Below are 25,394 nucleotides of genomic sequence, written 5' to 3' on the forward strand. Positions count from 1 at the left end.
TTCAGGGCTGGGCGTTTCAAACCTTTGCGGTTTGGGTTCCGCCGAGTCCCGGCGTACCTGATAAGTTGACTTCGACTTTGCCGCCGCAAGCCAACTGCATTGTATCATACTATCCTGGGGTGTTTATCCGGATAAAAGCCGTCCTAGAAGGACGGGGCTTCAGTCCCTTTATTTCCGGTGAGCAACAAGCGAGATTGCCGACTAACCACCGTTACCCAAAAGTTCAGCTATAGCTTGCTGTTCTTCGGGTTCTTGGGATGGTGGTGTACGGCGGGTATCTGTAATCAACCAATCGAGGGCAGCAGCTTGCACGTCGATAGTCGCACCGGTTTTATCAACGCAGTAGCGTCCAAAGACTAGCTTATCGACCAAGCGAACTCCTGCCCCTAGGCGGGAATATTCAAAGATCACGCTGTTATCAACAGTTGCCCCTTTACAAATCCAGCAATTCGGACCAATCATCGATGGACCAATAATTTTAGCACCATCTTCAATATGGGTCATGCCGCCAATATAAACCGGTCCTGTGACATCCACTTTGTCCCAATTAACCGCCACGTTTAATCCCGTGTAAACACCGGGAGCCACTTCCTTACCGGGAATCGAGACATTTTTGATGTCTCCCCTCAAAACACCCCGAACCGCATGCCAATAGTCGGGAACTTTCCCAATATCCACCCACTGAAAATCCATGGATACGGCATAAAAGGGCGCATCCATCTCCACTAATTTGGGAAATAAATCGCCACCGATGTCATATTCCTGACCAGATGGAATATAATCTAAGACTTCGGGTTCAAAAATATAAATGCCCGTATTGATATTGGTGCTGAGAGCTTCTTCTACCGAGGGTTTTTCCTGGAAAGTTTTAATCCGACCGCTTTCGTCAGTTACCACCACACCGTAGCTAGAGACTCGCTCTCGCGGCACTGGTTTGGTCACAATTGTAGCCACAGAACCTTTTTCTTTATGCCACTTGACAGCAGCAGACAAGTCGAGATCAATCAGAGCATCCCCACAAAGGACAACAAAAGTGTCGTCAAAAAAGGGATAAAAGTCTTGGATTTTACGCATGCCACCCGCAGAACCCATGGCTTCCCCCACCAATTGACCATCGATAATTCGACCTTCAAATGAATAGGTAATTTCGACACCAAATCGTTGACCGTCCCGGAAGTAGCCTTCAATTTCGTGGGCTAAGTGAGAGACGTTAACCACAACTTGGTCAAAACCATGCTGTCTTAGAAGTTCCAGTAAAAACTCCATTACAGGTTTTTGCAGGATGGGAATCAATGGTTTGGGAATGGTATAGGTAATGGGGCGAACCCGCGTCCCCTTACCGGCTGCCAGAATCATGGCTTTCATAATATTATCTTCCTCAAGCTACGCCACAAATTTTCAAGTTAGTCAATTGAGTCTGATGCTCAGTGGTTGCCCTCCAAGGACGTTTAACCGTCGTCAAGACTCATCCTATATACCGGGAAAAATGACACAGATCAGGTGACAAAGGGGTAGATTCACAAAAGTTTGAGTGACTACCGATACCCAATCAATCAATATGCACCACTTACCTTTGTGGGTATGTAGGAGACTACATACCGTATACATGAGTATCTGAAGGCTCTTGCCAAAAGCTAGGAAGCCAAATGGCAAGAAGCGGTTCATGGAACTGGTATTGGTACATTCTGTCAAGTGTTGAGCAGTCGATTAAGCTGCCAATCGTAATCCCAGATAACACCCCTGATTGATTTACTCCAGCGTCCGGATTTTTAGGTCTTGGTAGAACTCCTCTTGAGATAATTCCACCTTAGACTGAGCCGATAACAGGAGCAGCGCCCAAAACACACCGACTCTATCGCTGACTGGAGGTTCAGTGGTATCAACAGCCCTTGGGCGATTGCCGTTTGTCGATACTGTTAGTGATACCGTCCACCACTCTAGCAATTGCTCTAGATTCAGCCAATCTTTTCCGGCAGCTATTTCGTGCCAATGACTGGAAATGAACTGTTCTAAGCGTTTAGCAATATCGGTGAGATTTTCATCATGAGCTAGATGGGCGATAGCTTGTGCCGTTTGTCCTCGTGAGAGAGATTGTCGGCGGGTTGAGCGGATGGGTATTGGGGTGGCTTCAAGTTGATCTGCCATTTGCTGCAATTGTTCGATCAACTCGCTCAGGGTGACGGGGCGTTTTTTGGGCGGTGGCGCAGCCGTGCGACGACGGATATGGCGTTCCAAATACAAGGGTAAGCGCGGTTCCTGAAGGGGTTCGATTTCCGCTTCGGTATCGCTTTGTTCGGGTTCTTCGGGTTCCTCTAAACGTTGTAGCGTGTCTGCTTTGAGTAAGACAAGCATTGACGCCCATAAAAAAGCTTGTCCGGATTGGGACAAGTCTGTCTCACGGGGACTCAAGGCATCATCTCCCCAAGGGAGACTACTCAAATAGCGATCAATCACTTCAATCACCTGAACATCCCAGGGATCGATTTCTCCCCGTTGGGCTAGGTCAATTAATAGCGCGATCGCTTCGGTAGCAGGTGTTTGTCTCATCACCAATCTTTCAGGTAGGAACAAGGGAGATGGGGAAGATGGGGGAGATGAGGAAGTTCACTCAAAACTCAAAGCACTTCCCCATAATTCACCCTTGTTCAACAATGGTACCTTCAGTTACAGGTTCAGATGCCGATAGTGCGGGTAACTGATGTTCTTCGATTTCTGCCTTGTAGCGTTCCATGTCTTGCTCTAATTCTTCAATGCGTTCCTCTTTCGCCCGGATCTGACGAACGGCTTTCCAGGACTCTAGCTGTCGCTGTAGCTGCGTCCAGACACTAAAAAGCCATGCCAACACAGAACCTAGTCCCATGGCTATAATCAGTTCTAGGGCTAGAGGAGCCTCAACATCAATGCCTTCAATAATTTGAATCGATGTAGGCTGAGTGTTTTGCAAGCTAAATAAAACTAACGCTAAACACACAGCAAATATGAGCAGAAAATTTAGTTGTCGCATCAGTTGAGTCCTCCAGTCTACAGTGTCTTGACAATTTTAGCAAGAGACGCTAAAACCTTTTGTCTAGAGCAAAAATTCAACAACCCCACGCTCCACGTTAGTAGCGTGGGGATTGCCGGACAAACGGCAAATGATTATTGTGCCTGGATTGATTGTTCTCTTTACATCCTAAGTCCAGAGCGAGAAATAACGCCCAAGGCAAAATGACATGAGTAAAAGCATCGCCGATTTGCGGAAAGAGTACACCCTACAGGGGTTAAGTAAAACAGATGCTCATCCCAATCCATTTGGGCAATTTACCTTATGGTTTGACCAAGCGGTAGCCGCCAAGTTAGCAGAACCCAATGCAATGACTCTGGCAACAGCAACACCGGATGGGAAACCGTCGGCGCGAATGGTACTGCTTAAAGGATACGATGAGCGGGGGTTTGTCTTCTATACCAACTACAAAAGTCACAAGGGAAAACAGTTATTGGCAAATCCTTGGGGCGCGATCGCGTTTTGGTGGACTCAGCTAGAACGACAAGTGCGGATTGAGGGACAGATTGAAAAGGTGTCGGCTCAGGAGTCAGACACTTATTTTCACAGCCGTCCCCAAGACTCTCAACTGGGTGCTTGGGCATCTGAGCAAAGTCAGGTGATTGACAGCCGCGAGGTACTTGAGCAACGATTACAACAGCTTAAAAAAGAGTATGAGCATAAAACACTGCCGCGTCCACCTCACTGGGGAGGATTCCGATTAATTCCTGTCACCATTGAGTTTTGGCAGGGGCGTCCGAGTCGGTTACATGATCGGTTGCTCTATCAACGCACAGAAGATAGCAACTGGCTGATACAACGCCTATCTCCTTAGAATTATTTGTCTTATGTCATACTCACGACGCGAGAAGCCAGCTACGTCATTGGCTGAATTGTTAATTTTTTGTAAATTAATTATTAAAAGTTTATAATTTACAACTTATTGCCGATCGCCACAATCAAGGTTATCTTAGAAGGGCTATGACGTAAAAAGTTGATATTGATTTTTGCAACATCAAGCCGAAAATTAATTATTAAAATTAAACCAGTGGGGTGCATCAGTGGATTAAGTTTATTCCCCTTGGGTAGAAAATAGAAATGTTGAGAGCAAAAGTTGGTCAAACGCTGACTTTATTATTGAGTTTATCAATACTTTTAGCCGCTTGTACTCCGGCTCAAAATCAGTCTGCTCAAAGCGACACGGTAACGATTATGGGAGTCGTTACAGGTAAGGGTGAGGAGGAACTCAAGAAAGCCCTAGCGCCTTTTACTGAAGAAACAGGAATTAAGGTGATTTACGAAGGCACAAATGAGTTCGCCACTCTATTACCCGTGCGGGTTGATTCAGGTAATGCGCCGGATATTGCCATGTTTCCCCAACCGGGCTTGATGGCTGACTTTGCTCGAGAAGGAAACCTGGTGGCGATTGATTCCTTTATGGATACAACACAGCTATCCAATGCTTATGCTCGGGATTGGCTGAATCTAGCTAGCGTTGATAACAAAATCTATGGTATCTGGTATAGGGCATTTGTCAAAAGCTTAGTTTGGTATAACCCAACCGCGTTTACAGCTAAGGGGTATGAAATCCCGACAACATGGAATGAAATGATCGCATTGTCTGACAAGATTGTCGCCGATGGTGGTGTACCTTGGTGCATCGGTATGGAGAATGGTAGTGCTACAGGTTGGGTGGGGACAGACTGGGTAGAAGATATCATGCTGCATACCGCTGGCGCAGAGGTTTATGATCAGTGGATTACTCGCGAAATTTCCTTCAATCATCCTACCGTTAAGACAGCTTTTGAAAAATTTGGCACAATTGCGCTTAACCCTAAATATGTTGTTGGGGGTACAACGGGTGTGCTGAGTACCCCATTTGGAGATTCACCGAAGGGTCTTTTTGAAGAGCCACCCAGTTGCTATATGCATCATCAGGGTAGCTTTATTACAGCATTTTTCCCGGATAATGTGGTGATGGGCAAAGATGTTGATGTTTTTCCATTTCCCAGGATTAATCAAGACATTGATGCTCCGGTTTTGGTATCAGGTGAAATCGTTGCCATGTTTAATGATACTCCAGAGGCGCGAAAGTTAATGGAGTATTTAGCAACATCAAAGCCTCATGAAATCTTGGCAAGTTTGGGTAGTTATCTCTCTCCGCATCAACAGGTGAGTTTAGAAGCTTATCCGGATGAGGTGACGAAACGGCAAGCTGAGATTTTAACCAATGCGAAAGTTGTGCGCTTCGACGGTTCAGATATGATGCCAGGAGCAGTGGGAACGGGTACGTTTTGGACAGGTATTGTAGATTATGTCGGTGGAGAAGATTTAGATAGTGTTTTGAATAGGATTGAGGAAAGTTGGTCTGATCAATAATATAATTTTTATGTTTAATTTAGTTTTCTTTTCGCTGTCTCACCCAAGCACGAAAAACTTTCATCGTTTGATTTCGCCCCTCAATTTTACTCCGTTCTAAATAGTGGGGGAGTGCTTCACCCAAATAAAATCCCGAAAAATGAGGACTTTCGCTCACCTGGATGTATTCACCTTCTTGCAGCACGTTTATTTCTAATTTCGTCCCGTTAAACCGCCACAGTTCCCTTACTCCTAATGCTTCGTAGTTATTAAATCGAGTGCGGGAGGTAAGATCAATTTCCAGGGCTAAATCGGGCGGCGGATCTACGCTTAAATCAATGCGTTTTTTCCCACGAACTGCTGCTTCGTTTTCAATATAGAAGCAATCATCGGCTTCTATCCCTTGTTGCATGGTTTCACTTTTAAAGGTTGTTGAACCCAAACTTCTAAATTCTATGTCTAGTTCTTCTAGGAGTACCTTGACAAAGTCGGCAATCATTACTTTATCATCTTCATGTTCGGGTAAAGGCACCATAATTTCCAAGAGTCCTTGACTATAGTTAATCCGCGAACCCCGTTGTTCACCGAACTCCTCTAGCAGTTGTTCGTACATTTGCCAACTGACATCGGTCATCAGAAGTTGTTGACCTGGGGGAAGGATTATTTGCTTAAGTTGGACTTGCATGGTTTTCTCCGGTAGAGTTCGCGATCGCGGGTTGGGGATTTGCCGCTTCCCCTTGCCTATTGCCGCCTACAGTCTTTTTCCATCAAGAACCTATGGGGTATTTTTCATACAGTAGAGACGCAATGGTTTGGTATTTAATCATGCTTTTGTGGACAACAAAGCTGTCCGTTCCAAAGTAAGTGTCATCATTTTTCGGCGTAAAGTCCCAAGTAATGTAGATCACTTCTCCTTCAATCACTTCAGGATCAATTATGTTTTCACCATTGCTAAATATCTGAAACAGACTCTCAAAAACACCACGTACTGCTTCACTTCGCCATAGTCAACCATAATCTCATCTAGATCGCCTGCATCCCATGCCTCAATGTGGTGTTTCCACACCTTTTTCGTTTCCTCTATCGTTTTATCCTTTGTCATAATACAATTCCTCCCACTTAAGAACGCTGAATGGGTGAGACGTAGAGACGCGCCATGGCGCGTCTCTACATAGCGCCATGGCGCGTCTCTACATAGCTAACCGAACTTGATATTACACATAGTCCAAGTTGAGGGTAATCGACGAGGCATTATCAAACACCTTGATGAAACTGATGTTGATATTCTCGTTGTAATACCAAGCATTATTGGCAGAAGCATTGAGATGCTGCGCCCGTTCCTCTGGGCTGTTACCAGTAATTGCACTTACCTGTTGTCCAGCAATGGTAACGCTCTTGAGTGGACCAGAATTTCCCTTTGCTTCCCCTGGATCATGCAATATGGCGACGAAGAAATACTGCTCATACTGGGGCGTATATCCGTCGTGGATGCGCTCTACCTTAATCTCCCGCGTCTTTTCGCTGGTATAGCTCTGGGTAATTTTGGTCGCACGATATTCGTCGTTGGCTTTATCGTCATCCACTTCAGCTTTGGGAGCAGAAGAACGGCTCACTCCATCATCCAAATACATCGTGTATTCCCCTTGCTGCCCAGGATAGACATTCAGGGTAATCGGATTGGGTTTCCCTTCTGCATTCAATTGCCCCACATATTGTTCTATCTCAATTGTGGGAATAATTGCACCAGCCCGGACGAAAATGGGAACGATAAAGTGAATGTGATCGCCATTGAGATTGATATTGGCATCAAAATCGCGTATCGTTGTTCCCCCTTCTACCACAGAACCCAAAGGCATACTGTTGTTCACAAAACCATACCAGTCGCTACCTTGGGGCAGATAAACATCCCGCTTACCATTGTTGTTATTTTCCGATTGCGGGTGCAACACCGGAGCAATCAGCAGATCTTTGCGGACAAAGAACTCATCGTTGAGGAATTGTTCTTTATCGTTGTAGAGAGATAAGTCCTGGGGATCGTTGAGGAACAAGGGACGGCATATCGGTAGACCATCCAGAGTATTCTCAAACAAAGCATCATAGAACAACTGCATCAGGCGATAGCGCAGCTGAATATAATGCCGGCAAATTGTCGGAACCATGTAGTACAAGTCTTGGGGAGCGGGAATCTCCTTACCCCATGTTTCAAACCACTCCGTATACTGGAAGACTTCTTGGAACTCTTTGCGCCCTTTGCGGACGTAGTGATTGCGGAACCAGGGCAAGAAAGCGCCTGCAGCCGTCCAACGAATCACCAATTCAGGACTTGCCCACTTCTGCTTATCGTCACTGGCTGACTGTTCAAAACCGCCAATATCTTGCCCGGTGATGGCTAAGGCGTGCATACCGAGAGACAGAACTTGGGAGATATTCATCTGGAAGAAATCCCAGTCAGAGGAGTTATCCCCTGTCCACAAGCCAGCATATCGGTGAGAACCCACATAACTGCCCCGTCCAATGATAAAATTGCGCTTATTCTCCCGTCCAGGTAGTTTATTCAGTCCTTCGTAGGTGGCTTTGTGCAGATTGTAGGAGTAGGTGTTCCATGCTTTGAGGACAGTGGTTTGTTCCACTGTGCCTTCAAAGTCGGTGTTGATATAGAGTTTGAAGGGGAAGCCCTTCATATCTCCCCGCTTATCTCGGATGGCTGGGGTAGTCATATCCTGCCAGACAAATTCTAGCCCCTGCTCGAACAGGTAGGTATACTGCTTACCCCACCATTCCCGCACTTCAGGGCGGGCGAAATCGGCGTAGTGACCTGGACTTCCCAGCTCGTTGCCAGCGGCATCGTTTCCGTAGTACACTTCACCGATGTAAGGTTTGCCGCTGTTGTAACCTTCAACCCACCCACCATTGGGAGAGTATTCATTACCGCCACCGTAGATTTGGTAGTGAAAATTGTCGGGATTGTTCGCATCGTAGCGCAGGTCTTTGACAAAGTAGTCGTTGTCTAGTCCCTCTTTGTAGGTTGAGTAGTAACCGGGGTTGCCCTCATCTTGCTTGCTAATCACCGGGGTAATATTAGTGCTACACTTAACACCCTGCGATCGCAGGTAACTGAACATTTCCTTGTGATTGCCGAAGGTTTGCTCGGAGGGATTGTTCTTATTCGTTTGGTAGTTCGGCTTGATCGTAAAAGTCCGGTAGTTATCTTGGAGATCCACATCTACAGCCAGCCCATCCAGAGGAATACCATAATCCCGATGTTTGTCAACAGCCCACTTCAGATCTGCCGCACATTCGTATCCATAGCACCCTTGGTGATATCCCAGAGCGTAACGCGGTTTCAACTCGGCGCGACCGACAATGGCGGTAAAGCTATCTAAGATATCCTTGGGATCTTCTGCGATGAAGACGTAATAGTCAAGGTCGTTAAACCGGGTGCCCAACATATAGCGACTGGAGTTGCTATAGTTGATATCAATAAACACTTGACTGGGGTTGTCAAGGAGAACGGCATTCACGTTTTTACTCCCCGGAATCCCATTAAACTCGTAGAAGAAAGGCTCGGAGTGGTAAAGCGGTTCGCGGTTATCTAAAGGACCTCGATCATAGACCTGTCGATACCGCATATTATCGAAGTTGAAATAATTCAACTGTTCGGTATTTTTGCTGAGTTTGGTTCCTCCCTGTTCACCAAACCCAATATACTTGGCATCGGCTGGACTCTTAACCGCTTGGATGATGGCATAATCATCAGGACCATTGGGGGTATAGTAAATTCCCGGTTCTGCGGTTTGCCAGACGGGAATTTCTGTATAGTTGGCATTGGATGTGGAGTTGTTGAACACTTTGATGCCAAAGGGCGCCAAGGTAACAACCACTTTCATGACGACAGGATTATGCTCAGACTTAGTTGTCAAAACAACCTGACCGTTCCCTTCTGTGTAATCTATATCAAAGAGTAGATTTTTGAGTAACTCTTCGTCTGTTTCATCAAAGTTACGGTTTTCCAGCAAGTGGTCAAGAAGGCTGTATTCCGCCTCCGTTGATTTTTTCGGGTTGAAGCGCACCCGCAAGGTATCATTCTGAAGGATCTGGATTAACATCAGGCAATCGCTGCCATCCGCCTTCTTGAATTTAAGGCTCAACGTGTTTTGAGTCGCCTCGAAGGAATGACTGGTAGCTGATCCCAGTTTGTCCCATTCTTTGTAGCGACCAAAATATTCCTCAACCTTGAGAAATTTGTAAACCCGATTACTTGGAAAAATTTCGTTCGACATGATGATCTTACGTTCTCTCGGCAAAAATAATTAAAGAAATGTTGAATTTTGTTCTGAATAGAGTCACGCAACAAAATATGGGAATTTCCCAGATAATGTAGCGAGGGAAACATGATTAAAAAAGTTGAAACGCTAATGGTGAATGAATTATCGCCAAAAGCTTTAAGCCGAAAAGCAAAGGAACTATTAAGAATTATTTCATGGATACTGCCATGAAATCAAAACTTAGATATGGATGTTTTGGTACTGAGCAGCCCGGAAATAGTTTCCCGTTCAAATTCCTCGATATACCTTAACCCAATTATTCCCTTTTTCCGACTTTGTGGCTATTTTTAATTGGGTGATATTCGATCGCCATCCAGATACAATCGGTATCCGCGTAATATTGATGCCACGGATAGGTATACTTCTGCTGTTTGTGAACTTGACAAAAGGGAATGATCTGGGTGTATCCCTCAATCATCAAAAGATCTTCATAGAGAGTGCTAAAATCATTCTCTTTGAACTTCTGCATACTTCCCCGTCCAAAGATTTGGGTATGAATTTCAAGGAAGTCATGTTGGTTATGGATAGCACAATCGGTAAGAGAAGGGGCATACCAGAGGTTGACTTTAACCGAAAACTTTTCTTGGTGCTCAGGCTGACTCGATTGCCTTGCCATAAAGTAAGGATCAACTTTTAGGATTCCGGCTTCGTCTTGGGGGGACTTCCACAGAGGTACATCTTTGGGAAAGTCTACACCAGGGAAGTTGCCTAACAAATCCCACCCTGACTCAAAGACAATCTTGCCGATGTTTTTCGTCTCTACCACTTCAAGCAACAGCAAGGATTTGGCTTCCTTGATGATGGTATCGTTGAGGATTGTCGAGGAAAAGGCGGGAATAATGCTCCTACTCGTTTCGTTCAGGTAAGCATCGGATTCTTCTGGGTTGACGACAATGGTACGCCTGTTAATGGGATAATTTTCCACATTTTCAACGTACTTCGCATCTATGTATGCACCAGAAAAATTAAGGGGCTTGATTTTGTTTGTTCCCATGTATTTTTGATAAATTTACAAGAGCATTTGACCCGACTTTCAGTGAACCCAAGGATGGTTCAGTTCATTACACTATACACACAATTAGCACATTAAGGTAGTAATTACTACTGCCTTAACAAATTTTAATATTATTTATTTATTTTTATATCCAGATAGCTATATTGGAGACTATTTATAAAGTAAATAATTGCCTGTACTTTTGAACTCTAGAGAGCCTGTAAAGTATTCAAGCATTTAGTTGATCAACTAAATCTGTCGTAGATAACGGGGGTGAGCAGGTGTACCCCAACACACCTGTTGAGCCGGAATATTACTAAAAACACTACTGCGGGCGCCAATCACTGCATTCGCCCCAATTTGGACACCGGGAGCAATAAAACAATCAGTAGCAATCCAAACTCCGTTCCCAATGCTAATTCCCGCCGTTTTTAGACTAAAAGCCGCATCTTGAATATCATGACTTCCGGTGCAAAGATAGCTTTTTTGAGAAATCACACAATGGCATCCAATGTGAATCTGCTCTAAGCTGTATAAAACCACATCATCCCCAATCCAACTATAGTCCCCAATTTCTACCTTCCAAGGATAGGTAAAGCGAGCGGTGGGACGGATGAGTACCCCTTGACCAATTTTGGCACCAAATAACCGCAGCAAAAAGCAACGAAAGCCATTGAAATTATGAGGACTTATCGGAAAAGCAACAGCTTGAACCAACCACCAGAGTAAAACAAACCAGCTTGAACGCCCCCGGTCAAAGTTGGACTGGTCATACTTTCGCAAATCAACTAAAGGGGTGTCATCCAAAACAGGAGGTTCGGTTAAATCTGGAACATTGGTGTCTAAGTCTCGACTCATAGATACTTATACCATTTTATATTTTCGATTCTTGGCTAATCAGTTATTGGATTTTTCCCTGGTTCAATCAATACAGTAAAGTGGCAAGCTAAAACCCCTTAATATCACGGATTTTCCGTGTTGAGCCAGTTTTCTGTGTCCTATTTCTTTTCACCAAATCTTAATCAGCAATTTGCACCTTGTAACAATCGATTATGGCTTGGGAGAAACCCCAGAAGTCGCCGGAGATTTCGCAGATGAAACATCTGATGTTTCCACCTCTGGATTCAGCTGACCGCCAAACTTGCGTAATTCGTAGAGTTTGACACCAATTTGATATTCGTATTGACTCAACAAACGTCCGTAAATATAACCTGCTCTACCATCCAGAAACCCAAATTGGATAAAATAAAAGATAATGAACCGCAAGGTGGGTTTAAATGGCATCCACACCCAAACCTTTCTCAGAAAACGCTTACGCTGTACCGCATCACCAAATAAATTAGCACCAATCGTACCTGATTCATCATGACCCGTGAGCATATTAAGGTAGACCCGGGCTTCCCAGTTGGAATAGCGATTGTGTCGTTCTAGCCAGTGGTAGATATCTCGGAAATCGATATGATCCATGTCCGCTTTGAGATAACCGACTAAGCCTTTAAGGATAACGTGTTCGTGAACTTCATTATCCCCCGTGTTGGGGATTCCTTCGGTTCCCAGGTTTTCGTAGCGACCTTTTTGATGTTTAAACAAGCGCAGATTCCAATCAGGATATTTCCCGCCGTGGCGAATCCACTTGCCTAAGAAATAAACGCGGCGATTGATATAGTACCCTTCATAGTTAGGATCGTTAATCGCCGTAGCAATTTCATCCCAAAGTGCCGGGGGAATGCGTTCATCGCAATCTACAATCAGCACCCATTCATTACGAAAGGGCAGATTATCCAAACTCCAATTTTTCTTTTTGGGCCAATGTCCATTGAAATAAAATTGCACAACTTTCGCGCCAGCGTTTTCGGCAATTTCGATAGAGCGATCGCTACTTTGAGAATCCACGACGAACACTTCATCGGCTCTGGCGACACTAGCCAGACAAGCGGGAAGGTTAGCTTCTTCGTTTTTGGCTGGAATTAGAACAGAAATGGGAACTTTAGAATCAGTAGTGGTCATGATTAAAAAATATTTAATCGGTAAAAACGGGAACGTTTGACTTACATTTTGAACCCTAAAATGAACAGGATTCAAAACCTGAGCGAGTTTGGGCTAGTGGAACTGTGATAAATGTTGAAAATTGTGGCATTTTCCCAATTCCTTGATAGGAGCATGAGATTTTACCACCTTGACCATACCATCCCAGCTTACTAAACGAACCTTTGGCTAGATGCTCCAATCCATAGCCATAGTTTAGCGTCTTAAGCGTCTTTATTCTGGTGGGATAGGCTACAGTACAATTCTCAGTTAAAGAATTTGACCTGGATCAGGGATGGGAAACAGTGATAGATGTGCCATTACGTTCTATCAATGTTATAGCTTCCTCACTCACTAACCTGCCAACTTTCTGTTGAACCTTCAATCGTTACCGAGATGAGCATGCAACACCGCTAGGGTTTCTGCAAGCTGGCTTAGGCGCGTTTCCAGATCATTTTTGCGACTCAGTAGCTGTCGTAGCTTCTGATAACGCGCGATCGCTAAACTAACACTAGGGACTTGATCCGCAGGACAGATACGCACCCAAAACTGCCCATCAGCATCCAAACCACAAAGGCGATAACCCGCACGGGGGGATTCACAGGTGACATTAGTATCAGTATCAGATTGATGCCACGGTTGGGTTACATAGTCCATGAGTCGATCCACCTCAGCACGACGTACTCCTGGGTGATCAGCTTCAGGTTGACGGGCATGAGATTCTAACCAACCCTCAACGATGGGTCCATCTATATAAATATCTTGAATTTGGCGCACAATCGCGTGCAGTTGGTTCTGCCAACCTGAGACAATCTCTTCAATTTCTTTAAGCAGGTTCATTGCCAATGCGGGATTGGCGCTATGGCGATGTTCACTGAAGCTAGCGGATTTAAGTTTAGGTAGTGTAGGAGTTTTACTTTGCTGTTTTTGAGCCGGGAATGGCGTAACACTAATCGAAAATGAAGGCTCTTTTCCTTTGGCGGAGTCACGGGAATTGCTGTCAGTTGAGTCTGTTGGGGACGCCACAGCCGTGGATGAGGTTTTGTCATCCTGGGCTAACTGAGATAGAGTGCTTTCGATCCGTTGCAGTTCTGGTTTCATGTTTCTGATGCCACTGGGCAAAAATCACGCTTAATGCAGCAGATGAAGTCCTTAGGGTTTGGTTTTGGGACATTGCCACCCACTTATTGAACGCACCCCAGCTAAATTAAAAATTCCAGCTGGGGATTCTTATGCTAGGCTTTACTCAGCTCCCAAAGGGTACTGAGCGTCACTGGCGTTCCCAGCGTCTGGGAGGAGCTTCTGCCTGCCCAGACCCTAGTAAATTTACTATTAGTTAATACCGCATACCAATATCTGGCACCGATGTTGTAGGAAGCGGATAAGTCGGCGTTGTAGCGCTTCCCATCCTGAAATACAGCTTGGGAATACTTCTTGTTACTCCGCTTAATTTTCCCGCTACCGTCAAAGGCATAAGCACTGGTGTACTTAGCGTTGACTTTGTTTACCTTTCCACCTAACTCGGAGAATTTCTGAATAGTTAACTCAACCAGTTTGTCCTTGCACCATTGGTGGAAGCGCTGTTTCTGTAAAGACCCATGCTTCCCGCCTTTAGCTTTCCAATTCGACAAGTCCTCAAATACCATCACGCTAACATGATGTTTTTGGGCAAACTCAACAATCTGCCTCGAAACGGTTTGAGCAATGTGGTTGTTGATGTTTTTAGACTTTCGATACAAACCTTGGCAGAAGCCCTTAGGCAAATCCTGGTTGATGATTTTCCGAGTTAGTTTGGACTTAGTAGCAATACGCTGCTTACGTTGGTCACGACGGTCTATGTCTCTAGCCGGATTGATAAATTTCCTAGCTTTTACAGTACCGTCCTTGCCAACTATTGAGCAGGTTGCTGTTGTGTTTATGCCAATGTCAATAGCACAAACATAGTCTGAATCAGGTAGAGGTTGACGGTTAACCTCAACAGGCATGGAAAGATGAACAATTCGCTTATTAGCAATCAGAGCAGGGGACAACAGTCTTGCTCCTTCCCTGGTGTGCCGACTTTTTCCATGCTTTTTGATGGAAACACCTTGCATCCAAACCCAATCAACACCATTCCATATTTTTAGTTCTACTATATTGAAGTTGGAATGGTACTTAATTTGTTGACCCTTGTACATTGCTGGATAGCTGTTGCACATTGAGGTCAACCTGGGAGCTTTGTCGTGTCGATGCCTCCGTTCCCCTCTCTTCCAATCGTCCCAACGAGTAACAAAGCTACTAACAATGCCTAGTGCATCTTGAATTGCAGCACGTCTTAGGTAGCTGGGAAACTTGCGGAATGAAGGATGATTGCTGATAGCTTTGTGGAAGTACCAATAGTATTTAGGGTTGGGGTTGTTTACTGTCTTGTGAATCAGCTTTTCTAAAGCATTGACTCTCTCGGAACTGTTTAGCCCAGAGAGATTTCCCCAATTCCAATAGCTAATGAGTACCAACGGCTTCAGAAAAAGTCGATATTCCGCTACGGTCAAGACTGCTAATCGTCGCTGCTCTTGCGTCATGACTAATTGCCAAACATCGGTTCTGATGTTTGGCTCTTTTTGTGTCTTTTTCCGCTTGGATTGCTTTTTAGCCTTTTTCTTGACCATAGCCTCGACCTAAGCCTCTATGGATATAATGTTACAATTGAATGGCTTAGTTGTCAACTTAGTTACAAAATCAGCTATATGACCACAACAAGGCTTAAGACTCGCTCTAATTATTAACAGCATCTCAAACAGTTTTACTGGTCACCCAAACATATTTTGGGCTAGTAGCTATGCCCTAATTACAGTCGGAGCCGGGGCAACCCTATACAAACTCCTAAAGTATGTGAAAAACCAGGAAAAACCAGACTAAGGATGCTACCGCTTATCATCTTCGTTTCGCTTTCCCCCATCTAAATCAAAGATTCTAGATGGGGACCGCGCTCAACTATTTCGTTCAATTTTTAACCAATCCGGGAATGGATTCGGCAAATCGCCAATTTTTGGTCATTGTCCAGTAAGATCGATCACGGCAGACGAAAGCGATCGCAGGAACTATACCCATGGGTCAGCTTATCCTGGTCACAGGTCCAGCACGTTCTGGAAAAAGTGAATGGGCAGAACAGTTAGCCCAACAGACGGATAAGCAGGTCGTTTATGTGGCAACGGCACAGGTTGATCCTAACGATTTGGAATGGGTTGCCCGGATTGAGCAGCATCAACAGAGACGCCCTGCCGAGTGGACATTGATCTGGACACCAATAGAATTAGCACAGACAATTCTGGAGTGGGATCAACAGGATTACTGTCTGTTAATTGACTCTTTGGGAACCTGGGTCGCCAATTGCCTAGAACAAGAGGATTCTAGTTGGCAGGATAGGAAAGACACCCTCTTGAGCCTTGTCAGCCAAACCTCAGCCACCATAATTCTGGTTGCTGAAGAGACAGGTTGGGGTGTGGTTCCAGCTTATCCCATAGGCAGAACCTTTCGCGATCGCCTCGGTCAAGTCGTGCGTCAGTTGGGTATTATGGCAAACCCCGTTTATTTGGTTACGGGCGGTCATCTGCTTAATCTCAGCACCCTGGGATCACCGCTATCGCGGGAATCGCTACCATAGAAATACAGACGGTAATAATAAAGCAGCTATTGCTGCTGAGGTCTAATATATTCTATGGCATCTGAACAGCAAGTCAAACGTTACCTAGCCTATTGGTTTCAGGTTGGCAAAAAAGTTGTCGTCCGCAATGGTGAAAACGTGCTGCAACCGCAGCGAATCATTGCTGGCGATCGCTATAGTCAGGAGTTTGAGGAACTCTGGCAATATCTACTTTCACCAGAAAGCGGGGATTGTTATCTCACCGGAACCAGTCAAACGATTTCTGAATTGTTGACATCAAAGTGGGACCTTGAACCCTGTTCCCGCTGTGATATGCCCGTTCCTATGTTCAACGTGGGATCACCGCCAGAGTCTTGCACCTGTAACGATTTATCCAATTGGCCCAATACGGATTTACCCACGCCGCGAGAACCGATCAATACTCAGAATCGCTTGAGTGCGATTCACCAACGCCTTCGTCACGGGGAAAATAGAGAGGGTGGCGATCGCGATCGTTCTCCCGATCCCAAAAATCAGACCAGAGAATCTTCTCGTCTCCCAGAATCGTTAAATCAAAAAGACTATCTGCGGTTGGTGCGCGATCGCTCTTGTTGTCCGTTACCTCAAACCTCTACAGAACCTACCGATACCCGGTAAATTCGGATCACAATTCATTGGCATCTGGTAATCACAAATCTGCTAGTGATTAAAGTTCTCAATCAAACTTAACACCCTGGCACTGGGTAACTCTTCCGGACTGGATTTGAACCGGAAGTTATTTTAAGTAGAGCTTACATTGAACTTAAAGTGTTTTGCCGACTCTAGGTCGAAGGTATCCAACAAGACATAACCTAAACCGAGCCAATATCCTAGCTGGAGCAGTTTTCCGGCTGATGGCTCGTGATGGCAAGCAAAGTGCGAGCAAACGATGTCTTTGTTTCCCCGTTCACCTCCTGAAAGGAGTGGATAGGATATCTATCCCGATCGAGTCGCCTGTTTGGGTGTAAGGTCTGTTAAGTCGATTGACATTGAGCTGCTTATGAAGTTCTCCGCTATGCGAAATATAGGAATTGCCGCAGGCGGAGCTTTTTTATGGGTAATGTTATTCATTAAAGCTCAAGCTATTAATTCTACTCAACACCATCACTATCTGTCAAACTTACACCAACTTCAGGAAACTGGCGCAACTTTAAATACGGATATATTGCAGGTTCAACAGGATTCTTTGAATGATCATGAAACTATTCTTAATGATTTAAGGCAACTTCAGGAATTACACCATACCCTAGAAAATATTCCTAATTTTGTCAATAGCCAGCATGAACCAGAAATTAAGTCGGCTTTACGACGTAATCGCTCGCTATTTGAGCGCAAGAAAGAGTTAATCCAAGAAGTAATCAAAAAAGAAACTATTCTCAATCAATCCTTAACCTCTCTGCCCAATACTATTCAAAAATTCTCTAATAAAGCCGCAGCGGAACCAAAGGCTGATGACTTGATCAATCGATTGAATACTCTATTGAACGATGTTTTAATTTATACCCTGTCTCCCAATGATGAATTAATTTTAAAAATTCAGAGACAAGTGGCAGCAATTCGGCAACGTGCAGATCTATTGGCAGCGTCTTCTGCTTTAAGTATTTCTGAACTCGATACCGCCCTAATCTATGCCGAAATTATTGTGACCCATGAATCTCAGGTTGATAGTCTGGTGATGCAAATTCTGGAATTGCCCACTGAGCAACAGAGTGAACAGCTCCTGAAAATTTATCACCGTTCTTATCAACTCTTTTTAAGAAATACTCAAGTTTACCGTATTTTATTTTATACCGTTTCTGGTGTTATAACCGCCACGTTATTTATTCTGTTTACATTAAAAACTAAAGAGTTAGCTCAAAAACTTCAAAGATGCGAAGAAAAATATCGCAGTAGTTTTGACAACTCAGTCGAAGGGATTTTTAAGATTACTCCAAGTGGAAGGTTTTTAAGTGCGAATACAACCTTAGCTACTATTTATGGTTATGCTTCTGCGGAAGAAGTATGTGCAAATTTAACTAACCTGAATCGACAGCTTTACGTTCAGCCCAACCGTCACGATGAATTAATTCGTATCCTCGAAAAATATGGAACAGTTTCAGATTTTGAATCGCAAGTTTACCGCAAGAATGGTAGCAAAATTTGGATTGAGGAGAAGGCAAGAGCCATTCGCGATCGCCACGGTGATTTTATTTATTATGAAGGAACAGTAGAAGATATTACGGTACGTAAAGCATGGCAAGAAGCGCTACACTATGAACAAGAGCAAGCCGAACGTCTACTGTTAAATATTTTACCCAAAGTAATTGCTCAACGGTTGAAACAACTCGAAAGTACAATCGCCGATAACTTTGAGGAAGTCACGGTTTTGTTTGCTGATATTGTTGGCTTTACAGAATTATCAGCTCGCTTTCCACCAGCGCAAGTTGTTGAATTACTCAACCGGATTTTTTCTGCCTTTGATGAATTGAGTGATTGCTACGGGTTGGAGAAAATTAAAACGATTGGTGATGCGTATATGGTGGTGGGTGGATTACCCACTCCCCGCTCCGATCATGCTGAAGCCACTGCGAATATGGCACTGGATATGCAACAGGTAATTACCAAATTTAATAACCAGAATAATCAGACCTTAAGCATTCGCATTGGTATCAATACAGGACCTGTTGTTGCTGGCGTAATTGGCATCAAAAAGTTTAGTTATGATCTATGGGGAGATACGGTTAATATCGCCTCACGCATGGAATCTCAAGGACTCCCTGATCAAATTCAAGTTACTGAATTTACGTATAAAAAGTTACAGGATAAATATCTATTTGAAGAACGAGGTATGATCCAGGTTAAAGGGAAAGGAAAAATGACGACTTATTTTCTTAAAGCGAAGATTAAATAACTTCACGAGGCTAAGGGATCGGGGCAGTTCAAAAGTACCGTTAAATCACAAAGACAAAGCGGCGTTAGATAATATATTTTCTGGATTAGACAGTGAGTAGAGACGTTCCGCCGGAACGTCTCTACAACAGTTAAAGCGCACAAGGACTATCGCTTCCGTTATTCTCCATTGGCGCTACCGTATGACTCAAACGCATAAAGAAGGATTGAGGCGTGTCTTCAACATTAGACACCACTCCATGCAAACGTCGCACCAATGCCATAATCTTATTCCCATACTCCGGATCAGGACTCCAGCGCCGACTCAAGTCATACACAGAAGGCGCACTCCCGCGTAAGACAAACTGAAACCGAGGGCTGACGATGGGCGGATGTTCAATGGGCGCCGTTGTTCCATAGGCTTTTAGGTGCTGAATGTGAGCTTTCACACCTGTGCGAATATCGGGGAAAAATGCACCCGCCGGATCACTATTGGCTGTCCCTAAACCGCCAAAATTATTTTGTTCCGGTTGTAATGAACCGCCAAAGCGTAAAAAGTTGGTTGTTAGACACATCTGACAAAAGGCTATGTCGTGATTAACATCTTCTTTTTCCGCCTCTTCAATGTAAATTGTATGGATGTCGGGGAACTGGTCAAGTGCCTTTTCATTATTACTGGTGAGAAAGGCTTTTAAATCTTCTTCTGAAGCATTGCCAAACCAGATAATCTTATCAGACTGATCCAGATCGGTTTGAGTCGCTGTATTCAGTAATACCGTTCTGGTATCATTATCCCAGCCGACGGAGATATTAAAGGGCTGGAGATCAACCGCTTTTACATACACGATATTGCCATAACTGAGTTGGCGAATATCCGATTCCACAGTCAGATCAACACCTAAATTCGCTACCAGATCCGCCGGAATATAGGAATTCCCATTGACCAGAAGCCCTTTTTCGTCATGGTCATAGTTTTGAATTTGGATATTAATCAGTTGGAAATGGGGTGAAGTTTGATCCGATTTTGCCGTTTGACCACTCCATTGCAGCAAGCCATCAGCTAAACCTTGAGCAAAGCGATCGCGGTTTTCTTGGAGTAAGGTTAAGTCTTCGGGATTATCGAGGAAGCAGATATTGAAGATAATAGATGATGCGGCAACTTCACGACAAAAGGGAAGCTGATTTTTGGCACTCAAGGTATCAGGTTTAACGCCCCGTGAGAGCGGTTTTCCCGGTAAACGCAGTTCGGGGACTTTCTTTAAGAACGCCTCTAAGACTAACTGAGCATCTTTTTTGCGTTCCTCGTTACCGTCAATATAATAAGCTTCAGTCCCTCGCACAGAACCATTAAAAGCATTGCCACCCAATTCTATCGCCACATCCCCAGGCAGGACGCGATCGTTGATCCATTTGATTGTACCGGCAAGATCTAGGTCGTCGGGTACGATGAGGAAATTAACCCCTCGTGACTGGAGTTCCTGTACCAGGGCGTTACGGATAAGAATCATTTCCAGGGCTTCTGTGGTGCCTAACGCCACGACTCCGGGATCTTTAAGGTCATGACCCGCAGAAACCAAGATGCGTCCGACAGCCTTGGCTGGTGGAGTCGTGGGTTCAGAGGGTTTGGGTTCCGGTTCTGGAGTGGGTTTGGGTTCAGGTTTGGGTGGCGAGATAACCACAGGTGCGCCAAAAAATCCCAGTTGCACCAGGGTAGCCGGTCCAACCACACCATCGGCAATCAAGCCCTTTGCCTTTTGAAACAGCTTCACTGCTGCTTGAGTTCCTGGTCCAAACACGCCATCTACCCCAACATTAATTTTGGCATCTGCTAATGCTTGCTGTATTTTGCGGACATCTTTACCATGCATGTAGGGACTTGTCAACTTAATGATTTCAAAGCCCTGCCAGACTTCCCCAAAACCGCCGATAATACTCCGATTCAGTCGCCGTTCGGTAGCCGGTCCATAGCCCCCATCTTCGGCAATCCGATCCTGGGGATTGTATCGATTCCAAACCCGTTGGAACGCCTGCACAGCAAGGCTACGAATGTCACGTCCGCCGCGAATATAGTCGAAGTGAGGATAATCTCTCGGACCCAACCATCGCCAGCCATGTCGTTCGAGAAAGGATCGCCAGCCATCGGTATCTTGGATATCGACGGCTAAACCACTTTGGTGATTACTGCGAGGCGGACGGGCGGCGAGTGGAATCCCGCAACGCTTACCTGCCCGATAGTGATTGTAGAGGATAAGCTGTTGGGCGATGGTGCGATAAGCGGAATTGATGACTAGGGGAATACCGCGATCGCGAATTGCCCGCCCCAAGGCGGCTTTTGCAGCGGGCTGGAGGAAGGGCCACACCGCTTGTCCCAGACGCACATTCAAGTCTTCAAAACTGACCAGGGTGTCAGGTGTGATAAAGTTCATCTCATCAATCACCTGCTGATCCAGTCCCCGCACGACATGAGTGGAACAGGAACGCACATTAAACAGAACTTCGGTAGAACCTGGGGGAGACACTGGGGGTAGCACCACGGTTTCGCCGTCCCAAATCTGAATGTGGTCGGTAAAGGCGTACCATGTATTCTTGTTGTTAAATCGGTCTGTGGCAAAAGCCACCCGGATATGGTGGGGTTCTCCGTCCTTAGGGTCCCAACTGTGCAGTTCTAACTCTATCCCTTTGGTCAGACTATAAAGATCTTCAGGGTTAGAGATTTGACTGCTATCGACAGGCTGCTGTTTGAGGAGGGTATCTGCAAATATTTTCAGCGTTAAAGCCATTGGCTGTTCATAAAATAATTTGGATCAATTGTAGTAATTTTACTATAGTTCGTTGGGGAATTTTTTGTTTAAGAGAGGTTAGAGTAGATTGAATTAAAGTTAAGGATTAAACTCTTAAGATTTGATTAAGGAATAGCCTCTGAACCTGCGATCGCGCTATACCGAATCCAGGTTATCTAAGGAGTCAGACCCAATTAAAATTGACGGTTTGAGATCGGGGAACAGGAAACAGTAAGGACTTAACAATTGTTAACATTTCTTAGTACAGCTTGCCAGAATTTATGTCCAGGTAATGATGTACCGTCGCCAGAATCCCAAAGGGTTACTTATGATTCACGGACCATCTCCCCATAGCAAATATCCGTTAGCTGACCAAACTCGGTTAGTTTTCTTGAATAATATTATCAATAATCCTAACATTATCGTTGGTGACTACACCTATTACGATGATTTCGAGAATCCAGAAAATTTTGAACGGAATGTTTTATATCACTTTGATTTTGTCGGTGATCAGCTAATTATCGGTAAATTTTGCGCGATTGGTTCAGATGTAAAGTTTATTATGAATGGGGGGAATCATCGCACCGATTGGTTTACTAATTATCCCTTTCCGATATTTGGTTCCGGATGGGAAGTCGCCATGCCTGATAGCTGGCCCCACAAAGGGGATACGGTGATTGGGAATGATGTCTGGATGGGTTATGGAGCAACAATTATGCCCGGTATTCATATAGGGGATGGGGCGATTATCGCCACAGCATCAGTAGTAACTCGCCCTGTTGAACCTTATGCGATTGTGGGGGGAAATCCGGCGCAAGTAATCCGCAAGCGTTTTGACGATAATGTTATCGCTGAACTGTTAGAGATGCAATGGTGGAACTGGGATATTGAGAAGATTACCCGTAATCTAAAAGCCATTTGTGGTTCAAATATACAGGCGTTACGGGAAGCGGTATGACTAAGGTTTAGGGGAATTAGAACCCCTGCGGCTGCAAGACAGGGGGATTCTGATCGAGTGCGATCGCGTGCAATATTCTCCTGCTAAGGAATAAAAGATCAATTTTAGGCTGTCAGTCATTGATCCAAAACTGGGTGTGACACCCCTCACCCCTCAAGGCGATTATAAGAGTAGAGACGCGCCATGGCGCGTCTCTACATTGCTCCCCCTGCTTTAACAGCATAGACAAAGCTGCTCAAGGACTTCCGCCGCGCTGCACTAGGAACGGGCAGACGATGTTCAAGCAGTATCTGCCAAAGACTACTACTGGCGTGGCACACCTAAAATGGTGGATTAGTATTGTAGGGGCGCACGGTGTGCGCCCAATTTCACCGTCAAATCTATTCCACAATTTTAGCTGTGTCAGTCCACTACTATAGAAACTACAAGTTAAGCTGAAAGTATTACTAAGGAGGGCTGAATGAATGATCAGGAGTTGGCAACTCTGCTAAATGATCTGGAATCGGATCGGGTGGAACGTAAAGCTTTAATATCTGACCGAAATATCATTCGTCAGGCTATTTGTGCTTTTGCCAATGACTTACCCAACCACCAGCAACCCGGAGTTCTGTTTATTGGTGTTAATAATGACGGAACTTGTGAAAACTTGCCAATTACTGACCAACTCCTGCTCATTCTATCCGATATGCGATCTGATGGAAATATCCTGCCTTTTCCTGAAATAATCGTCCAGAAACGAACAATTAGTGGATGTGAATTAGTGGTTGTCATCGTAAAACCATCTGATGCTCCACCTGTGCGATTTAATGGACGGGTTTGGGTACGGGTGGGTCCACGCCGAGCAACGGCTACACGACAAGAAGAGCGTCGTTTAGCGGAAAAAAGACGGGCAAAGGATTTACCTTTTGATATTCTCCCTCTACCATCGGCTAGCTTAGATGACCTAGATTTAGACTTATTTCGTCGCGTTTATTTACCTTCATCTTTAGCGATTGATATCCTAGAAGAAAATGAACGCTCTATTGAGCAACAACTCACCTCAATGCGCTTTGCCACAGTTGAACCCCAGCCAAAACCAACAGTATTGGGTGTCTTAGTCGTTGGTAGTGATCCACGACAATTTATTCCGGGTGCCTATATTCAATTTCTGCGTATTGATGGCAGTGAATTAACAATTGGGTACGTTGTTTTGCAACATTCAGCCCGATTAGATCGTCCAGTGAAGGCGTACAACCGTTGGATTGCGCGTATTCCAACGGTTTATCATGAAGATGTATTAAATCAGCCGCTGACTCATAATATTTCTGTAGTCGATGATCCGAATTGTTTAGCGTTACTAAAAAACTATCAGAGTTTAATGCCCATGGCTCAGGAAGCCCGTAAGCCTATCTTTTACCTCAAACCGGCTGACGGGGCGATTGGCGCTCATACATCAGCGGTGAGGAATGTATACCGAGAGTTTGAAAAATTGGCTCGCGCGATCGCACAACGAACAGGAGTAAAACAGTTGCCAACACCAACTGTGCCTTGATAGCATAAGTAGGTTGGTGAAAATAAACCTAACTATCCACGGAAGTCTCACATTGGCAAGGGTTTCGCGATCGCACTTGTCAAGTCCGTAAGGTTGAGTTAATTTAAGCCAATCCATTTATTTTTATTAATTAAGAAAACTACGATGAGCAAAGATTCATCAGAGCCAACACCGCTGAAAATTATTATCGTAGATGATCATGGATTAATTTTGGAGAAAACCAGTGAATATCTACAACAGCAATATCCAGAGGCAAAACTTTTCCAGATGACAACGGCAAAAATGACTCTGGAACAAGTGGCAAGGGTTCAACCTGATTTAGTCGCCATAGATCTTTCCATCCCGGAAACAGATGGGGAGGTAGCCCGTGTTGATACAGGCATCCAACTGCTGCGAACCTTGATGGAAAACTATCCGACTCTGAATATTTTTGTGCAAAGCAGTTACATTAAGGCACTCGTGCGAATTAAACCAGATATTGATCGTCATCAGGGTGGTTTTACTTTAGCGGATAAAGCTCTTTTCAGTCAAGATATGTTAAACCGGATTGAATTGGCACTACAGGGAATTACCCATACCAAAGACCTGAAGTTGCCACCTGGAGAATTCAAATCTGAGTGGCTACAGGTTATTGATCTAGCCTTTCAGGAAGGATTGCAAGATAAAACCGTTGCCGAAAAAATGGAGGTATCTGAACGAACGGTGCGTCACTATTGGACTAAAATCCAAGATGTTCTGAATGTTTATCCGGAACCGGGTAAAAATATGCGAATTCAAACGGAAAGACGCGCTAGAGAGGAAGGGTTTATCGATTGATGGATGTCATTGGTCATTGGTCATTGGTCATTGGTCATACCAAATCCGGCATACAT

At 44.7% G+C, this 25,394-nt stretch carries 20 protein-coding genes and 1 pseudogene; 9 read left to right on the top strand and 12 right to left on the bottom strand.

Annotated elements, in window-relative coordinates; translation table 11 throughout:
- The coding region (locus RIM23_RS01625; protein ID WP_446363879.1) for a hypothetical protein at positions 1-233 on the top strand (233 nt) is incomplete at its 5' end.
- Here the strand turns inward: RIM23_RS01625 and RIM23_RS01630 are convergent.
- From RIM23_RS01630 to RIM23_RS01640, 3 genes are all read right to left on the bottom strand, one after another.
- Positions 202-1,365, bottom strand: coding sequence for a sugar phosphate nucleotidyltransferase (locus RIM23_RS01630; RefSeq protein WP_446334438.1), 1,164 nt, complete (start codon positions 1,363-1,365; stop codon positions 202-204). The two genes, RIM23_RS01625 and RIM23_RS01630, sit on opposite strands and share 32 nt — an antisense overlap.
- 384 nt (positions 1,366-1,749) lie before the next feature.
- The gene (locus RIM23_RS01635) at positions 1,750-2,547 is read right to left on the bottom strand and encodes a segregation/condensation protein A (RefSeq protein WP_446363881.1); all 798 of its coding nucleotides are present in this window, start codon (positions 2,545-2,547) and stop codon (positions 1,750-1,752) included.
- Between the two features lie 88 nt (positions 2,548-2,635).
- Entirely contained in the window at positions 2,636-3,004 is a 369-nt protein-coding gene (locus RIM23_RS01640) for a lipopolysaccharide assembly protein LapA domain-containing protein (protein WP_446356507.1), read from the bottom strand.
- Positions 3,005-3,212: 208 nt separating this feature from the next.
- On the opposite strand from RIM23_RS01640, the gene pdxH reads away from it, so the two are divergent.
- Together pdxH and RIM23_RS01650 are read left to right on the top strand one after the other, a co-directional pair.
- Positions 3,213-3,857, top strand: coding sequence for a pyridoxamine 5'-phosphate oxidase (gene pdxH / locus RIM23_RS01645; RefSeq protein WP_446363883.1), 645 nt, complete (start codon positions 3,213-3,215; stop codon positions 3,855-3,857).
- A 263-nt stretch (positions 3,858-4,120) separates the two neighbouring features.
- A complete protein-coding gene (locus RIM23_RS01650) occupies positions 4,121-5,401 on the top strand; it encodes an ABC transporter substrate-binding protein (RefSeq protein WP_446363885.1) in 1,281 nt (426 codons plus the stop codon).
- A 19-nt stretch (positions 5,402-5,420) separates the two neighbouring features.
- On the opposite strand, the gene RIM23_RS01655 is transcribed toward RIM23_RS01650, so the two are convergent.
- From RIM23_RS01655 to RIM23_RS01690, 8 genes are all read right to left on the bottom strand, one after another.
- The gene (locus RIM23_RS01655; protein ID WP_446356502.1) at positions 5,421-6,065 is read right to left on the bottom strand and encodes a Uma2 family endonuclease; all 645 of its coding nucleotides are present in this window, start codon (positions 6,063-6,065) and stop codon (positions 5,421-5,423) included.
- 249 nt (positions 6,066-6,314) lie between these two features.
- The gene (locus tag RIM23_RS01660) at positions 6,315-6,482 is read right to left on the bottom strand and encodes a hypothetical protein (protein ID WP_446363887.1); all 168 of its coding nucleotides are present in this window, start codon (positions 6,480-6,482) and stop codon (positions 6,315-6,317) included.
- A 112-nt stretch (positions 6,483-6,594) separates the two neighbouring features.
- Positions 6,595-9,660 carry a TIM-barrel domain-containing protein gene (locus tag RIM23_RS01665; RefSeq protein ID WP_446363889.1) on the bottom strand — a complete coding sequence of 1,022 codons (3,066 nt, stop codon included), beginning with the start codon at positions 9,658-9,660 and terminating at the stop codon, positions 6,595-6,597.
- A gap of 301 nt (positions 9,661-9,961) precedes the next feature.
- Positions 9,962-10,699, bottom strand: coding sequence for a hypothetical protein (locus RIM23_RS01670; RefSeq protein WP_446363891.1), 738 nt, complete (start codon positions 10,697-10,699; stop codon positions 9,962-9,964).
- A 249-nt stretch (positions 10,700-10,948) separates the two neighbouring features.
- Positions 10,949-11,557 carry a hormogonium polysaccharide biosynthesis acetyltransferase HpsU gene (gene hpsU / locus RIM23_RS01675; RefSeq protein ID WP_446363893.1) on the bottom strand — a complete coding sequence of 203 codons (609 nt, stop codon included), beginning with the start codon at positions 11,555-11,557 and terminating at the stop codon, positions 10,949-10,951.
- A gap of 192 nt (positions 11,558-11,749) precedes the next feature.
- Positions 11,750-12,706, bottom strand: a complete 957-nt coding sequence (locus tag RIM23_RS01680; protein ID WP_446363895.1) for a glycosyltransferase family 2 protein — start codon at positions 12,704-12,706, stop codon at positions 11,750-11,752.
- A 399-nt stretch (positions 12,707-13,105) separates the two neighbouring features.
- Positions 13,106-13,825: a hypothetical protein gene (locus RIM23_RS01685; RefSeq protein ID WP_446363897.1), complete on the bottom strand. Its 720-nt coding sequence runs from the start codon at positions 13,823-13,825 to the stop codon at positions 13,106-13,108.
- Between the two features lie 134 nt (positions 13,826-13,959).
- On the bottom strand, positions 13,960-15,372 hold the full coding sequence (locus RIM23_RS01690) for an IS200/IS605 family accessory protein TnpB-related protein (RefSeq protein WP_446363899.1): 1,413 nt from the start codon (positions 15,370-15,372) through the stop codon (positions 13,960-13,962).
- Between the two features lie 440 nt (positions 15,373-15,812).
- Here RIM23_RS01690 and cobU point away from each other — a divergent pair, with 440 nt between their 5' ends.
- The 3 genes and pseudogenes from cobU to RIM23_RS01705 form a co-directional block, all read left to right on the top strand.
- A complete protein-coding gene (gene cobU / locus RIM23_RS01695; RefSeq protein WP_446363901.1) occupies positions 15,813-16,367 on the top strand; it encodes a bifunctional adenosylcobinamide kinase/adenosylcobinamide-phosphate guanylyltransferase in 555 nt (184 codons plus the stop codon).
- Positions 16,368-16,421: 54 nt separating this feature from the next.
- Complete coding sequence (locus tag RIM23_RS01700; RefSeq protein WP_446363903.1) at positions 16,422-17,003, top strand: hypothetical protein; 582 nt, start codon at positions 16,422-16,424, stop codon at positions 17,001-17,003.
- 481 nt (positions 17,004-17,484) lie between these two features.
- A pseudogene (locus RIM23_RS01705) lies at positions 17,485-19,275 on the top strand (adenylate/guanylate cyclase domain-containing protein); the annotation flags it as partial.
- A 130-nt stretch (positions 19,276-19,405) separates the two neighbouring features.
- Here RIM23_RS01705 and tftA read toward each other — a convergent pair.
- Positions 19,406-22,033: a hormogonium tapered terminus morphoprotein TftA gene (gene tftA, locus RIM23_RS01710; protein WP_446363905.1), complete on the bottom strand. Its 2,628-nt coding sequence runs from the start codon at positions 22,031-22,033 to the stop codon at positions 19,406-19,408.
- Positions 22,034-22,361: 328 nt separating this feature from the next.
- Between tftA and RIM23_RS01715 the strand changes: the two genes are divergently transcribed.
- The 3 genes from RIM23_RS01715 (at position 22,362) to RIM23_RS01725 (ending at position 25,338) form a co-directional block, all read left to right on the top strand.
- A complete protein-coding gene (locus tag RIM23_RS01715; RefSeq protein ID WP_446363907.1) occupies positions 22,362-22,991 on the top strand; it encodes a CatB-related O-acetyltransferase in 630 nt (209 codons plus the stop codon).
- 460 nt (positions 22,992-23,451) lie between these two features.
- Positions 23,452-24,522, top strand: coding sequence for an AlbA family DNA-binding domain-containing protein (locus tag RIM23_RS01720; protein ID WP_446363909.1), 1,071 nt, complete (start codon positions 23,452-23,454; stop codon positions 24,520-24,522).
- Between the two features lie 144 nt (positions 24,523-24,666).
- The gene (locus RIM23_RS01725) at positions 24,667-25,338 is read left to right on the top strand and encodes a response regulator (RefSeq protein ID WP_446349112.1); all 672 of its coding nucleotides are present in this window, start codon (positions 24,667-24,669) and stop codon (positions 25,336-25,338) included.
- The last annotated feature ends 56 nt before the right edge of the window (positions 25,339-25,394 follow it).

This window comes from Coleofasciculus sp. G3-WIS-01, from assembly GCF_040223135.1.
GTDB lineage: Bacteria > Cyanobacteriota > Cyanobacteriia > Cyanobacteriales > Coleofasciculaceae > Coleofasciculus.